The sequence below is a fragment of the Pseudomonas syringae group sp. 247E2 genome, from assembly GCF_032587795.1.
GTDB lineage: Bacteria > Pseudomonadota > Gammaproteobacteria > Pseudomonadales > Pseudomonadaceae > Aquipseudomonas > Aquipseudomonas amygdali.
The window spans coordinates 437224-450715 of sequence record NZ_JAWHPK010000025.1; the positions used below are offsets into that span (position 1 = coordinate 437224).

At 60.1% G+C, this 13492-nt stretch carries 15 protein-coding genes; 9 read left to right on the forward strand and 6 right to left on the reverse strand.

The window, feature by feature from the left end:
• Positions 1 to 66 precede the first annotated feature (66 nt).
• The 5 genes from RYC18_RS22055 to RYC18_RS22075 form a co-directional block, all read right to left on the reverse strand.
• Positions 67 to 459, reverse strand: a complete 393-nt coding sequence (locus tag RYC18_RS22055) for a response regulator (protein WP_002553114.1) — start codon at positions 457 to 459, stop codon at positions 67 to 69.
• A 251-nt stretch (positions 460 to 710) separates the two neighbouring features.
• Positions 711 to 2042 (reverse strand): deoxyguanosinetriphosphate triphosphohydrolase, encoded by a 1332-nt coding sequence (locus RYC18_RS22060; RefSeq protein ID WP_004661594.1) that lies wholly within the window; start codon positions 2040 to 2042, stop codon positions 711 to 713.
• A 173-nt stretch (positions 2043 to 2215) separates the two neighbouring features.
• Positions 2216 to 2572 (reverse strand): hypothetical protein, encoded by a 357-nt coding sequence (locus RYC18_RS22065; protein ID WP_002553116.1) that lies wholly within the window; start codon positions 2570 to 2572, stop codon positions 2216 to 2218.
• The gene (locus tag RYC18_RS22070; RefSeq protein ID WP_002553117.1) at positions 2569 to 2961 is read right to left on the reverse strand and encodes a phage holin family protein; all 393 of its coding nucleotides are present in this window, start codon (positions 2959 to 2961) and stop codon (positions 2569 to 2571) included. The genes RYC18_RS22065 and RYC18_RS22070 overlap by 4 nt, the downstream gene beginning before the upstream one ends.
• Before the next feature lie 4 nt (positions 2962 to 2965).
• Complete coding sequence (locus RYC18_RS22075) at positions 2966 to 3280, reverse strand: YqjD family protein (protein WP_002553118.1); 315 nt, start codon at positions 3278 to 3280, stop codon at positions 2966 to 2968.
• 243 nt (positions 3281 to 3523) lie between these two features.
• Here RYC18_RS22075 and RYC18_RS22080 point away from each other — a divergent pair, with 243 nt between their 5' ends.
• From RYC18_RS22080 to pcaC, 8 genes are all read left to right on the forward strand, one after another.
• The gene (locus RYC18_RS22080; RefSeq protein ID WP_057404366.1) at positions 3524 to 4594 is read left to right on the forward strand and encodes an acyltransferase family protein; all 1071 of its coding nucleotides are present in this window, start codon (positions 3524 to 3526) and stop codon (positions 4592 to 4594) included.
• A 57-nt stretch (positions 4595 to 4651) separates the two neighbouring features.
• Complete coding sequence (locus RYC18_RS22085; protein WP_005779823.1) at positions 4652 to 4894, forward strand: glutaredoxin family protein; 243 nt, start codon at positions 4652 to 4654, stop codon at positions 4892 to 4894.
• Positions 4895 to 4946: 52 nt separating this feature from the next.
• On the forward strand, positions 4947 to 5876 hold the full coding sequence (gene pcaQ / locus RYC18_RS22090; RefSeq protein ID WP_005753503.1) for a pca operon transcription factor PcaQ: 930 nt from the start codon (positions 4947 to 4949) through the stop codon (positions 5874 to 5876).
• A 124-nt stretch (positions 5877 to 6000) separates the two neighbouring features.
• Complete coding sequence (pcaH, locus tag RYC18_RS22095; RefSeq protein ID WP_002553121.1) at positions 6001 to 6720, forward strand: protocatechuate 3,4-dioxygenase subunit beta; 720 nt, start codon at positions 6001 to 6003, stop codon at positions 6718 to 6720.
• 11 nt (positions 6721 to 6731) lie between these two features.
• A complete protein-coding gene (gene pcaG, locus RYC18_RS22100) occupies positions 6732 to 7334 on the forward strand; it encodes a protocatechuate 3,4-dioxygenase subunit alpha (RefSeq protein WP_004665140.1) in 603 nt (200 codons plus the stop codon).
• Positions 7335 to 7420: 86 nt separating this feature from the next.
• Positions 7421 to 8770, forward strand: a complete 1350-nt coding sequence (locus RYC18_RS22105; protein ID WP_005779820.1) for an MFS transporter — start codon at positions 7421 to 7423, stop codon at positions 8768 to 8770.
• Between the two features lie 24 nt (positions 8771 to 8794).
• Complete coding sequence (locus RYC18_RS22110) at positions 8795 to 10156, forward strand: 3-carboxy-cis,cis-muconate cycloisomerase (protein ID WP_316886849.1); 1362 nt, start codon at positions 8795 to 8797, stop codon at positions 10154 to 10156.
• Positions 10153 to 10551 carry a 4-carboxymuconolactone decarboxylase gene (pcaC, locus tag RYC18_RS22115; RefSeq protein WP_004665142.1) on the forward strand — a complete coding sequence of 133 codons (399 nt, stop codon included), beginning with the start codon at positions 10153 to 10155 and terminating at the stop codon, positions 10549 to 10551. The genes RYC18_RS22110 and pcaC overlap by 4 nt, the downstream gene beginning before the upstream one ends.
• Before the next feature lie 253 nt (positions 10552 to 10804).
• On the opposite strand, the gene RYC18_RS22120 is transcribed toward pcaC, so the two are convergent.
• Entirely contained in the window at positions 10805 to 12061 is a 1257-nt protein-coding gene (locus tag RYC18_RS22120) for an OprD family porin (protein ID WP_004665143.1), read from the reverse strand.
• A 260-nt stretch (positions 12062 to 12321) separates the two neighbouring features.
• Here RYC18_RS22120 and RYC18_RS22125 point away from each other — a divergent pair, with 260 nt between their 5' ends.
• Positions 12322 to 13209: a DMT family transporter gene (locus RYC18_RS22125; protein WP_054076371.1), complete on the forward strand. Its 888-nt coding sequence runs from the start codon at positions 12322 to 12324 to the stop codon at positions 13207 to 13209.
• Positions 13210 to 13492: the final 283 nt, after the last annotated feature.

Genomic DNA, 13492 nt, shown 5'->3' on the forward strand with positions numbered 1-13492 from the left:
TGCATCAGTTGCCGTTTACATAGTTGCGAGGCATTTCCGAAGTCGCTTGAAACAGGAATGCAGATGTCACTCAGGGCTGTGCCCCAGCAAGCGGCTGAGGTCAGGTCCATGCAGGGGTTTGCTCAGGCAGCCGAGCAGGGGCAGGTCGCGCTGCGTGGCAAGCTGCTGCAGGTTTTCAAGCTGTACATCAGGCAGGCCGCTGAGAAGAATGGCCTGATGCAGCAAGCCTTGACGGGCTGCCTCGTCGATCAGGTCGAGGCCTGACATATCCGGCAGGCACTGATCGCACAGTAACAGCCCATAGGGCTCCGGGCTGCGTTGCATGGCAGCCATGGCCTCTGCGGCGGTGAGTGCGGGAGTCAGTAGAAAATAGCCCTGATTGTTGAGCAGCACCTGAGTGGCGATCAGTTGAAACGGGTGATCTTCCACCAGGAGGATGCGCAGGCTGTGTGTGGACATGAGTTTTCCGGAAAGGCCCTGACGAGACGTTCAGGCCTCGCAGACGGCGTGCGGACCGTTAGTATCGCAGGCGGATGGATGACGAGCCGGAGTGGCATTCGAAGTGGCTGTAATTATTGAGGGATGGAAGAAAAGCTGCGATAGGACTCGTCTGACATGCATGTAGGGCCTGTCTGAGTTTTTGCGAGGCAATCAGGTCTGACCAGCGTTGTATCTGCATGCGCGCAGGTACTCGGCTGGTCTTATCAAGGCTAAATCTGTCCGGAGCGGCCAGTCATTTCCCGGGCCATCTCACTGGCATAGCTGTCGGTCATGCCGGCGATGAAGTCGATCATGCGCAGGAACGATGCATGCAGCGGTGCCTTGGGATCCGGCGCGCTGTTGCCCAGCAGGTCGAGGATACGTCGGTGCTTGAAGGAGGGCGTCCTGCCGCCAAACTGTTCGACCGCTGCACCGCAAAAGGCGTTTAAGAGGATTTCCAGTGTGGTGTAGGCACCTATTTCATGCAGCGTTTTGCGCTTGTCCTGAAAGATTTTCTTGCGCGCCATGTCCTTGGCGTTCAGTACGCAGCGTTTGGCCGGGCCGTGCATGTGTTCCACGAGATCCCCGGGCAGCGTGCCCGCAAGCAGGGCGTCCTGTTGCTCGACGAATGCTCTGGCCGCTGCGTTGGTCAGGTGCTCGATGGCCTTGCCGCGCAGGATGGCCAGCTTGCGCCGCCGTGAGTCGCCAGGGCCCAGTTGCCGATAGGTTTCCGGAAGATCATCGCCGACCAGTCCAAGCAGAAGTGACTCCACTTCCGCGTAGTCCAGCAGGTCCATCTCCAGGCCGTCCTCCAGATCGATCAGTGCATAACAGATGTCATCGGCGGCTTCCATCAGGTAAACCAGTGGATGGCGCGCCCAGCGTTGTTCCTCAAGCTGCGGCAAACCCAGCTTGCCAGCGATCTGCTCAAGGATTGGCAGTTCACTCTGATAGCAGCCGAACTTGTGCTTCTTGTAGCCCAGCGAGTCTGCGTGGCGAGCGGTCCACGGGTATTTGAGGTAAGTGCCCAGTGTGGCGTAGGTCAGACGGGTACCGCCATCGAACTGGTGGTACTCCAACTGCGTCAGCACCCGAAAGCCCTGGGCATTGCCCTCGAAATTGAGAAAGTCATTGCGCTCTGTCTCGCTCATCGCGTCGAGCCAGCCACGTCCGGCAGCCTGATTGAACCAGTTGCGAATTGCGTCTTCGCCAGAATGGCCGAACGGAGGGTTGCCAATGTCGTGTGCCAGGCAGGCGGATTGTACAACCATGCCCAGGTCGCTTGGGTCGCACCAGTCGGGCAGCGCAGCGCGCAGGGTTTCGCCAACGCGCATGCCCAGTGAGCGGCCGACGCAGCTGACTTCCAGCGAGTGAGTCAGGCGGGTATGGATATGGTCGTTGCTGGACACCGGATGGACTTGCGTCTTACGTCCCAGACGGCGAAACGCACCGGAAAAGATGATCCGGTCATGGTCCTTGTGAAACGGACTGCGCCCCAATTCTTCGGGGCTGTGCAGTGTCTTGCCAAGTCGTTCGCGGTTAAGCAGGGTTTGCCAATCCAAGGCGTTCACTCCGTCAGTAATGTTGGCCGTAGCTTCCCGGTTCGGCACGCCTGCCGCAAGGCCTGACGCGCGGACAGACAGAAACAGGGTGTGTTAAAAAGCAAATGCCCGCCCCGGAGCACCGGAGCAGGCATTTGTCACAAGGCTCGAATCACGCAAAAGGTCTGGCGTAATCAGAGCCTGCGGTTGCGGTTCTGGATGGCGCGACTCTGCATGGCGACCTTGATCAGTGGCGTCAGCGTGATGCCGAGCTTCAACAGGCGACCCAGCAGGCTGGTGCGTCCGGTCTTGGCACGTTTGCCGCTCAGAAACCCCAGCAGGGCGACCGAGCCCACTCCCCAGAGTGGCGCGTGGCGAAAGCCGAGCGCGCTTTTCCAGTCATGGCGGATCCCGCGAAAGCGTTGCAACGGCTGCAGCAATTGCGTCGACTCATGACGAATTTCCTGACGGTGCATCTCCATGCGCAGGCGGATCAACGCCTTGCGCAGTTCTCGACGGGTATTGCTCTGGTGCGACTTGGGTTCACTCATGGCATCAATCGCTCGCGGTCGTTGGCCAGCTCTTCAAGGGTTGCGTGGAATGGCGACGACTCATCGAAAATCGCTGCCTTGAGGCGCAGCCCGCAGAAGATGGCGGCCAGCAGGTAGAACGTGCAGAGGCCGACGATACCGGCCAAGCGATAGCTGTCCCATAGAACGATCAGCAACAAGGCCGAGAGCCCAGTGAGCAGCAGCAGGCCGAAAACCAGCGCCAGTCCCGCGAACAGCAGCAGGCTGACGGTACGTGCCTTCTGCTCCTGCAATTCGATGCCGAACAGCTCGACGTGCGTGTGCAGCAGGCCAAGGAATGCAGCGCCAAGACGCCGCGGTGAAGAGCCCGGAGTTCCCTCGGGCGGTGCTGATTCCGTTCCCAGAGTCATGATGTTAGCGCCTTGTAGCCAGCAGACCGATCAGAAAGCCGACACCTGCGGCGATACCGACTGACTGCCAGGGGTTGTTCTGAACGTAATCTTCGGTAGCGATCACAGCAGCCTCACCGCGCTCACGAAGCGAATCTTCAGTGGTCTTCAGTGTTTCCTTGGCACGCAGCAGGCTTTCGCGGATCTGGGCGCGCAGTTCATCGGCCTGATCACCAGCGAGAGAGGCGGTATGCGCCAGCAATTTCTCAGTGTCGGCAACCAGTACCTGGAAGTCGGCTCTCAGGATTTCCTGAGCATTCTGTGCAGTTTGGCGGGCCATGATGTTCTCCGTTTGGTGGGCGTATGAATGTTTCGAGTACAGGTGATTCCTGAAGGTTCACTTCGATTGCCGTCTGGTGTTCGATCAGGCTGCGTGCTGCCGCTGCACCTTACTCCAAAAGTATCTGTCAGGAAAAACCGCGACGTGTTGAAGATTGGGGTTCCGTATTTCTGGCCATTGGCTATGCTCCACACGCGTGATCACGTACATGGCGCGCGATATGAGAGCTGAATGGAGAGAGGCATGGAGCGGCTGTATTCCCTGCAGGGGCTCAGGGGCATAGCTGTCCTTGGTGTGGTGTTGTTTCACATGATGTCGGTAGAGAGCAAGTTTTCCGGTGGCGATATCCTTCTGCCGCCGATGCTCGATTTTTTTCAGTTGGGTGTCGATCTGTTCTTTGTCATCAGCGGTTTCGTGATGGTGATCGTCAGTCGTGGCCGTTTCCAGAGCGGGGTCGAGGCCCGGCGCTTTCTGTTCAACAGGGTGTCGCGGATCTACCCCACGTACTGGCTGTACTTTTTCATTACGCTGGCGGTGTACCTGGTGCAGCCGGGCATGGTCAACAGCGGGCATGGGGCTTCCAACTTGATTATGTCGTTCCTGCTGCTGCCCAACGATAAAGTGCTGCTGGTGATGGTGGCCTGGTCGCTGCTGTTCGAACTGTGGTTCTACGTCGTGTACTCCGGCTTTCTGTTGTTTCGTGAACGCAGCGTGCCGCTTCTGCTCGGCGGCTGGGCGCTGATCATCATCGTGTTCAACGTGCTGGCCGACTGGCAGGACTATTCGCCCGCACTGAAGATCATCCTGCATCCCTACGCCCTTGAATTCATTCTCGGCGCAGCGCTGGCGTTGTTCTTTTATGGTCGGCACAGCGCGCGCGTGCCGACCGCTGCCGTCCTTGCCTCGCTGGGAGGTGCGCTGCTGCTGGGCGTGCCCCTGATCGGTTACTTCCGGTTATACGACAGTCAGGGCTTGCTGCGCATGCTCATGGTCGGCGGTACTTTCGGCCTGCTGGTACTGACCCTTGCCTTGCTCGAACGACGTCGACAACTGGCTGTGCCAGGGTTTTTGGTCGCTGTGGGCGACATGTCCTACACGATCTATCTGTCTCATCTGCTGGTGTTGGGGGTGATCGGGCGGGTGTGGAGCCTGGTCGGTGCCTGGCCCGAAAGCTATCTGGACAACCTGTTTTTCGCGCTGCTGATGATGGCGGCAACGGTGTGTTACGGCTGGGTCGGTTACCGTTGTTTCGAGAAACCGGTACTGGACCGCGCCAACGCGTTCAGCAAGATGCATTTCCGGGTGTCGACGTGATCGCGGGGTGCGCCTAGAATAATTTTCGGTTGTAGAGGATTTGCCGAGGATCAATTCATGCCGCCCGAATGCCAGCTGTTCAGTACCCTGGGCTGCCCGCTGTGCGAGGTTGCCGAAGCGGTTTTACTGCCGTTCGCCATCGAGCACGGCTTACTGGTTGAGCTGGTCGACATCTGCGAGGATGAACAACTGTTCGAGCGTTACGAGTGGCGCGTCCCTGTGTTGCGTCGAGTCGACACCGGGGATGAGCTGGACTGGCCATTTGACGCGCCTCAGGTAGCTTCGTTTTTGAGTCGTTGAGCGGCATTGTCGTAGAGCTGCATTCTTCTTTATCCCCCGGACCCGACGCGCATTGAATATCGATACCCGCATCAAATTTCGCCATCTGGTGTGCTTTCTCGAGGTGGCTCGGCAGGGCAGCCTGGCGCGTGCCTCCGATGTACTGGCAATCAGTCAGCCCGCGCTGTCGAAAAGTCTCAAGGAGCTGGAAACACTGCTGGCCACCACCTTGTTTGTGCGCAGCAAGAGCGGTGCGGCGCTGACCGAGGCGGGGGTGGCATTCATGCGTTTCGCCGGGCCGAGCGTCCAGGCCCTGCGTGAAGGTGTCAGTAGCCTGCGCTCGGGTGAACATGAAACTGTTACCGCACGGTTGGGCGTGCTGTCCACGGCTGAAAGCCTGTTGGTTCCGGAGGTGGTCCATCGTCTGCACGAGCGCCACCCCGCGTTGATCGTCAGCGTGATGACCGGCCCCAGTGCCTACCTGCTGTCGCAACTGAGGGTAGGGGAGCTGGACCTCGTGGTCGGGCGCATGACTGACAGCCCGCAGATTCAGGGGCTGACGTTCGAGCATCTGTACAACGAGTCGATGACGCTGGTGGTGCGCAACGATCACCCGTTACTGACGGCGCCGCTCAAGCCTGAAAGTCTGGAGCAGTTCCCGCTGGTGTTGCCGCTGGCGGGCACCACCATCCGCAAGTTTGCCGACAGTCTTTTCGTGCAGTGCGGTATCCGCATGCCGCGTCAGCGCCTTGAAACCCTGTCACTCACCCTGAGCCGCCGCTATGTGCAGTGCAGCGATGCGGTGTGGATCGCGCCACTGGATGCGGTGTCGCTGGAGTTGAAAGGCGGCACGCTGGTGGAGCTGGACATGGGCATTCGCGAGCCGGGCGGATCAGTCGGCCTGTGCAGCAACCCGGCCCTGCCGCTGACACGTGCGGCGCAATGGTGTGTGGATGAACTGCGAGGCGTTGGAGAGACCTACCGCAAAGCGCAGTATGCATAACCATTTGGTTATGGATAACCGGTTTTATTTCAATTCTCTATAAGCATGGATCACGCGACACTTCGCCGCAGCCTGTAGCGCAAGTGATCGACGCCTGCGCCCATAAGAAAAACAAGGAGAACCCATGTCTGCCGCGGACAATAGCCGCTTCGTCATTCGTGACCGAAACTGGCACCCCAAAGCCCTGACACCTGATTACAAGACCTCGATCCTGCGCTCGCCGCGTCAGGCGCTGGTCAGTATCCCGCAATCCATTTCCGAAACCACGGGCCCGGATTTCTCGCATTTGAAGTTTGGTCAGCACGACAACGATCTGCTGCTCAACTTCAACAACGGCGGGCTGCCCATCGGTGAGCGCATCCTGCTGGCCGGCCGGGTCTGTGATCAGTACGGCAAGCCGATTCCGCATACCTTGGTGGAGATCTGGCAAGCCAATGCCGGCGGGCGTTATCGCCACAAACGCGATGCCTATCTGGCACCCATCGACCCCAACTTCGGCGGTGTAGGGCGAGCGCTGACCGACAGCGAAGGCAATTACAGCTTCCGCACCGTCAAGCCAGGCCCTTACCCGTGGCGCAACGGCCCTAACGACTGGCGTCCGGCGCATATTCATGTGTCGATCAGCGGCCCGTCGATTGCCACCCGCCTGGTCACCCAGCTGTATTTCGAAGGCGATCCGTTGATTCCTATCTGCCCGATTGTCAAGGCCATCGCCAACCCGGACGCCGTGCAGAGCCTTATTGCCAGGCTCGATCTGGGGATGGGTAATCCAATGGATTGCCTGGCGTACCGCTTTGACATCGTGTTGCGCGGCCAGCGCAAGACACACTTCGAAAACTGCTGAGGAGGCCCGACATGCCCGTTCAATTACTGCAGGAAACCCCTTCGCAAACCGCTGGCCCGTACGTGCACATCGGTCTGGCACCGCAAGTGGCCGGCAATCCGACCCGCGAGCTGGAAATCTGGAACGAGATGGCCAGACCCGACGCGCCGGGCGAGCACATCGTGCTGCTGGGCAACGTCTTCGACGGCAACGGTCATCTGATCCGCGATGCGTATCTGGAGTTCTGGCAGGCCGACCATCAAGGCGCGTATCACAGCGAATTCGACCCGGAGCGGCCGTTCAACGGCTTCGGCCGCACGGCGACCACTGACGACGGCCAATGGATTCTGAAGACCATCAAGCCAGGCTCGGCACATAATGCGGCCGGGGTGCCGATGGCTGCGCACATCAACGTTTCGCTGTTTGCCCGTGGTATCAATATTCATCTGCAGACACGGCTGTATTTCGACGACGAAGCGCAGGCCAATGCTCAGGACCCGGTGCTCAATCTGATCGAGCAGCCGCCGCGTCGCGAAACGCTGGTCGCGCGCCGCTGCACGCATGATGGGCAAACGGCCTATCGTTTTGATATCCGCGTGCAGGGTGAAGGCGAAACAGTGTTTTTCGATTTCTGAATCGGTTGTCGATTTGCGTATCAATGTGCGTGCGTTCCCGGCGCCTGCATCGGCAGGCGACCTTATAAAAATAAAAGGACATCTCCATGACGCTTTCCGCCAGCCAGCCTGTGCCGGGTACGCTCGACGTTCAGGCCTTCATCAATGCGCAACCGCTGTCCGGGTATCAGTGGCGGGTGGTTGCGCTGTGTTTTCTGATCGTGTTTCTCGATGGCCTCGATACCGCCGCAATGGGCTTCATTGCACCAGCGCTCAGCCAGGACTGGGGCATCGACCGGGCCAGCCTGGGCCCGGTGATGAGCGCTGCGCTGATCGGCATGGTGTTCGGCGCGCTGGGTTCCGGCCCGCTGGCCGACCGGTTCGGGCGCAAGGTCGTGCTGGTGGTCGCGGTGTTCCTGTTCGGTCTGTTCAGCCTGGCGTCTGCCTACAGCAGCAACATTGATCAACTGCTGGTATTACGCCTTCTGACCGGGCTGGGGCTCGGTGCAGCGATGCCCAATGCCACCACGTTGTTGTCGGAATACACGCCCGAGCGGCTCAAGTCGCTGCTGGTGACCAGCATGTTCTGTGGTTTCAATCTGGGCATGGCGTGCGGTGGGTTTGTGTCGGCCAAACTGATCCCGAGCATGGGCTGGCACAGCCTGCTGATGCTGGGCGGTATTCTGCCGTTGATACTGGCGGTGGTACTGATGGTCTGGCTGCCGGAATCAGCGCGGTTTCTGGTGGTGCGCAATCGCGGTGCGGAGCGTATTCGCAAAGTGCTGGCACCGATTGCGCCGAAGGCGTTGGCTGGCATCACCGATTTCAGCGTTCCCGAGCAGAAAACGGTCAGTAGCCGCAACGTGCTGAAAGTGATTTTCTCCGGTACATACAGCGCTGGCACGCTGTTGCTGTGGCTGACGTATTTCATGGGGCTGGTTATCGTCTACCTGTTGACCAGCTGGCTGCCGACGTTGATGCGCGACAGTGGCGCGAGCATGGAGCAATCGGCGTTCATCGGTGCGCTGTTCCAGTTCGGCGGGGTGCTGAGTGCAGTGGGGGTCGGCTGGGCAATGGATCGTTACAATCCGCATAAGGTCATTGGTCTGGCCTATGCGCTGGCGGGTGTGTTCGCCTGGCTGGTCGGGCAGAGTCTGGGCAATGTCGCCTTGTTGGCCACGCTGGTGCTGCTGGCCGGTATGTGCATCAACGGCGCACAGTCGGCAATGCCTTCACTGGCAGCGCGTTTCTATCCCACCCAGGGGCGTGCCACTGGCGTGTCGTGGATGCTCGGGATCGGCCGCTTCGGCGCAATTCTCGGCGCCTGGGCCGGTGCCACACTGCTGGGCCTGGGCTGGAGCTTCGAACAGGTGCTGACGGCGCTGGTGGTCCCCGCTGCCCTGGCCGCGATAGCGGTGCTGATCAAGGGCTGGGTCAGTCATTCGGACGCTACCTGAAACCTTTCAATCTGGAGTGGTGATGTGAACAGAGTGAGCAATCAACTTTTCGATGCCTACTTCATGCAACCCGAAATGCGCGAGATCTTTTCGGATGAAGGCCGGGTACAGGGCATGCTCGATTTCGAGGCTGCGCTGGCTCGGGCACAGGCACGCGTCGGCCTGATCCCGCCGGAGGTGGTCGCCGACATCGAACTGAGCTGCGACGCACGGCTGTTCGATTTCGACGCGCTGGCAATTGCCATCGGCAGTGCCGGCAATTCGGCGATTCCGCTGGTCAAGGCGCTGGGCAAACAGATAGCCGCGCGCAGTGCTGAGGCCGAGCGCTATGTGCATATGGGCGCAACCAGCCAGGATGTGATGGACAGCGGGCTGATTCTGCAACTGCGTCGAGCGATCGTGCTGCTTGAGCGTGATCTCACCCTACTGGCCGATGCGATGGCTGAGCAGGCACAGCGTCATGCTGGCACGCCGCTGGCTGGACGCACCTGGCTGCAGCAGGCCACGCCGGTCACCCTGGGGATGAAAATCGCCGGCTGGCTGGGCGCGGTGACTCGCCATCGACAGCGCTTGAACGAGATCAAACCGCGCCTGTTGTGCCTGCAATTCGGCGGTGCTTCCGGCAGCCTCGCGGCGCTGGGCGACCAGGCCTTTTCGGTGGCCGAAGCGCTGGCCGGTGAATTGCAACTGGAGTTGCCCGAGCAGCCCTGGCACACCCAGCGCGACCGACTTGTGGAGTTTGCCGGTCTGCTGGGCCTGATCGCCGGCAGCCTCGGCAAACTGGGGCGCGACGTGAGCTTGCTGATGCAGACCGAAGTGGGCGAGGTCTTCGAGCCCTCGGCACCGGGTAAGGGCGGATCTTCGACCATGCCGCACAAACGCAACCCGGTCGGTGCTGCGGTCATGATCAGCACCGCCACCCGCGCACCGGGGCTGGTCGCCACGATGCTGGCCGCCATGCCGCAGGAGCACGAGCGCAGTCTGGGCCTGTGGCATGCCGAGTGGGAGACTTTGCCGGAGCTGTGCTGTCTGGTTTCCGGTTCGCTGCAGCAAGCGTTGCAGGTGCTACCCGGTCTGCAGGTCGATGCCGAGCGTATGGCGAGCAATCTGCAATCCACCAAAGGCCTGGTTCTCGCCGAGGCAGTGAGCATTGCGCTGTCTCAGCGTATCGGCCGCGATGCTGCCCACCATCTGGTCGAACAGTGCTGCCGGCGTGCGGTGGAGCAGGGCGCCCATTTGCGTCAGGTGCTCGGCGAAAACTCGCAAGTCAGTGAGCAGTTTTCTTCCGACGAGTTGGATCGTCTGCTTGATCCGGCCCATTACCTTGGCCAGGCCCGACAATGGGTCGAGCGTGCCGTGGCTGAACACACAAGGATTTCCCGATGACCGAAGACGAACGTTACGAAGCTGGCATGCAGGTGCGCCGTGCAGTGCTGGGCGATACGCATGTCGACAACAGCCTGAGCAAACTGACGCCGTTCAATGAAGAATTCCAGGAGATGATTACCCGTCACGCCTGGGGTGATATCTGGACCCGTCCGGGGCTGCCACGCCATACCCGCAGCCTGATTACCATTGCGATGTTGATCGGCATGAATCGCGAGGGCGAATTGCGCCTGCACCTGAAGGCCGCAAAAAACAATGGCGTGACCCGTGAGGAAATCAAGGAAGTGCTGATGCAGAGCGCTATCTACTGCGGCATTCCGGCGGCCAATGCGACGTTCCACCTGGCCGAAGCGGTATGGGATGAAATGGGTGTGGAGTCGTTGAAGGAGGATTGAAAAGTCGCATAACAAGGAGTGCTGCAGCGAAATGTCATGCCTTACCCGCGTTCACTGCCCATAAATGAAAGCGCTGTTTTATCACGAAGTCGGGCCTCAATCTCACTGACTCGCAGAACCAGCGCGTGGCGCGTAGCGTCACAAAGAGGACGCAGAGCGTCCAGAACTGCATGCCGACGCGGAGCGTCGGCACGATAGTCAGTTAGATTTCTGTATAACGATGAGTGATCAACCGTGGCGGCGTTCTTTGTTTTTAGAGCAGCGACAGCGGGTAGCTGACAATCAGGCGGTTTTCGTCGAACTGGTTGGTGTTGTAGTCACGCCGCATGGTGGAGTTGCGCCATTTGAGCGACAGGCTTTTGAACGCGCCGCTCTGGAACACGTACGCCAGCTCGGTTTCCCGTGCCCACTCTTCGCCGTCGGTGATGGTGCCGGTATGCACGTTGTCGCCGCTGATGTAGCGGTTCATCAGGGTCAGGCCGGGCACGCCCAAGGCTGCGAAGTCATAGTCGTGACGCAACTGCCAGGATTTCTCCCTGGCGTTGTCGAAGCTGGAGTTGTAACTGTCGTTGGCCAACGTCCCGCCACTGGTACCGTTGACGCGCATCCAGGCGCTGTCGCCGCTGACTTTCTGCAGGCCCACATAAAAGGTGTTGCCGCCGTGCCGCGCCGAAAGCAGCGCTGACCAGGTCTTGTTGTCCAGATCACCGGCCAGCGACTGGCCGTCGTCTTTGCCCTGGAAGTAGCCAAGGTTGGCACCCAGCGTCCAGCTGCCCAACGGCTGGCTGTGCAGCAGGTTGAAATATTGCTGGTGGTAGATGTCTTCAAGCTCGGCGTACCAGACGCCGACCTGGGTGCGCTTTTCGTTGAACACGTACTCGCCGCCGCCGAAGTTGAAACGGTCTGAGGTGAACGCTGAGCGGCCGTTCAAGGACATGTCTTCCATGCTGGCGTCGTTGCGCGGGCTGTTGCCGCGGAACTGTCCGCCGTACAGGGTCAGCCCGTCGATCTCTTTGGAAGTGATTTGCCCGCCCTGAAAGGTTTGCGGCAGCGAGCGGCCGTCATCGGAGCGCAGGATCGGCAGCACGGGCATCCACTCGCCGACCTTCAATTCGGTCTTCGAGAAGCGCGCCTTGCCCGCCACGGCCAGTCGCCCGAAGTCGTCGGCCGGGCGTCCATCGCTGTGGATCGGCAGCAATTGCGTGCCGCCTGTTCCCTTGCCGCCGTCTAGCTTGAGCGAGTAAAGGCCCAGCGCATCCACACCAAAGCCAACGGTGCCTTGGGTGAAGCCGGAGCGGGCATCGAGGATGAAGTTCTGCGTCCACTCCTCGGCGTAGTTCTGCGCATTGGCCGGGTCGACGAAGTTGCGGTTGATATAGAAGTTGCGTAGGTTCAGATTGACCTTGGCGTCTTCGACGAACCCGGCAGCATTGCCGCTGATGGGTGTCAGGTTTGCAGCAATGGCCGCAGACAGACCGCAAAGGAGTTTGCAGGAGGAATTGGCGCGCATGGAACAGACCTTTTTTGTAGTTATTGAGTCGTGTAGCTGGCTACGATAGTGAAAGGCCGGAAGGTGCCGTGCAATTGTGAAATAACTGTTTCGGGCGATAATCGAACGTTAATGAACCGGTTCGAACATTTTGTGAGGGGCGTTGCAAACGTGTGTGCGATGCTCACTGGTCTGTAGATACGGGTCTGTAAACATAGGCGGCGTGCTCTGGCGTTTTCGGCCACGGCGTCCGGCTGCTGAAACTTGAACAAGGAAGCGCGATGAGCACTGCCAGCACGCCTTTGTCCGGCGTCAACCAACCACTGAAAGGGATTGGTTTCATTCTTCTGGCGACTTTTCTGTTCGCCAGTCACGACACACTCTCCAAGTACCTGTCCGGCTTCTATCCGATCATTCTGGTGGTCTGGGCGCGCTACGTGGTGCACACGCTGCTCATGGCCTGCATCTTCATGCCATCGGCGGGGTTGCGCGTGCTGCGTACCAAGCGTCCCGGCTTGCAGGCATTGCGTGCGCTGGCGCTGTTGGGCACCAGTCTGCTGTTTACCAGCAGCCTGATGTTCATCCCGCAGGCAGAGGCGACCGCGGTCAACTTTCTCGCTCCGTTGCTGGTCACGGCACTGTCGGTGCCGCTGTTGCATGAGCGTGTGACGCGCGGGCAATGGGTTGCGGTGGTTGTCGGGTTTATCGGGGTGATGATCATCATTCATCCGGGGGGCGAGCTGTTTACCCCGGCGATTCTGCTGCCGCTGTCGTCAGCCTTGTGTTTTGCGTTGTATCAACTCCTGACGCGGCTGGTCAGCCCGTTTGACAGCCCGACCACCAGCAACTTTTTTGCCGGGCTGTTCAATACCCTGTTGATGAGCGCGCTGGTGCCGTTCTTCTGGGAAGTGCCTGCGCTTAAAGATCTGCCGTTTCTGCTGGCGCTGGGGGCATGTGGTATGTCGGCCCACTTGCTGCTGACCCAGGCCTTCCGCTTCGCCGCCCCGGCAATGCTCGCACCGTTCAGCTATTGCCAGATCGTGTTTGCCGGGCTGCTGGGTTTCGTGGTGTTCGACCACATGCCATCACCGACCGCACAGGCAGGCATCGCCATCATCTGCCTCAGCGGCCTGGCGGCGGCTTGGCAACAGCGGCGTAAGGGTGGGTAGTGTCCGGTGCTGGAGCCTGGGATGCCCTGCATCACAAGTTTTCAGTGCAGCACAACGTCATGCTGCGCCCGCAGGAGGCCGCCATACGTGCTTTTCGATCACGGTAGCACTGACGACGCAGAGTGCGACGTTAGTGACGGCTGAGTCCTGGCACTGATCCGGGGGATGCGAGGCAGGACGCCGAGCAAGCCGCACCGGGCCAAGGATGGCCCGTTGCGGCGGCCCCCGGATCAGTGACAGGGCGAAGGAACCCGACGAAGTCGGGCCGGAAACAGGAGCGAGG

What these genes read in the sequence shown, in the direction of transcription:
- RYC18_RS22085 (WP_005779823.1), top strand. Translation starts at nt 4,652, where the DNA reads ATGCCGCCCGAATGCCAGCTGTTCAGTACCCTGGGCTGCCCGCTGTGC.
- RYC18_RS22120 (WP_004665143.1), bottom strand. Translation starts at nt 12,061, where the DNA reads ATGCGCGCCAATTCCTCCTGCAAACTCCTTTGCGGTCTGTCTGCGGCC.
- RYC18_RS22080 (WP_057404366.1), top strand. Translation starts at nt 3,524, where the DNA reads ATGGAGCGGCTGTATTCCCTGCAGGGGCTCAGGGGCATAGCTGTCCTT.
- RYC18_RS22125 (WP_054076371.1), top strand. Translation starts at nt 12,322, where the DNA reads ATGAGCACTGCCAGCACGCCTTTGTCCGGCGTCAACCAACCACTGAAA.
- pcaG (WP_004665140.1), top strand. Translation starts at nt 6,732, where the DNA reads ATGCCCGTTCAATTACTGCAGGAAACCCCTTCGCAAACCGCTGGCCCG.
- RYC18_RS22105 (WP_005779820.1), top strand. Translation starts at nt 7,421, where the DNA reads ATGACGCTTTCCGCCAGCCAGCCTGTGCCGGGTACGCTCGACGTTCAG.
- pcaC (WP_004665142.1), top strand. Translation starts at nt 10,153, where the DNA reads ATGACCGAAGACGAACGTTACGAAGCTGGCATGCAGGTGCGCCGTGCA.
- RYC18_RS22070 (WP_002553117.1), bottom strand. Translation starts at nt 2,961, where the DNA reads ATGACTCTGGGAACGGAATCAGCACCGCCCGAGGGAACTCCGGGCTCT.
- RYC18_RS22065 (WP_002553116.1), bottom strand. Translation starts at nt 2,572, where the DNA reads ATGAGTGAACCCAAGTCGCACCAGAGCAATACCCGTCGAGAACTGCGC.
- RYC18_RS22055 (WP_002553114.1), bottom strand. Translation starts at nt 459, where the DNA reads ATGTCCACACACAGCCTGCGCATCCTCCTGGTGGAAGATCACCCGTTT.
- RYC18_RS22075 (WP_002553118.1), bottom strand. Translation starts at nt 3,280, where the DNA reads ATGGCCCGCCAAACTGCACAGAATGCTCAGGAAATCCTGAGAGCCGAC.
- pcaH (WP_002553121.1), top strand. Translation starts at nt 6,001, where the DNA reads ATGTCTGCCGCGGACAATAGCCGCTTCGTCATTCGTGACCGAAACTGG.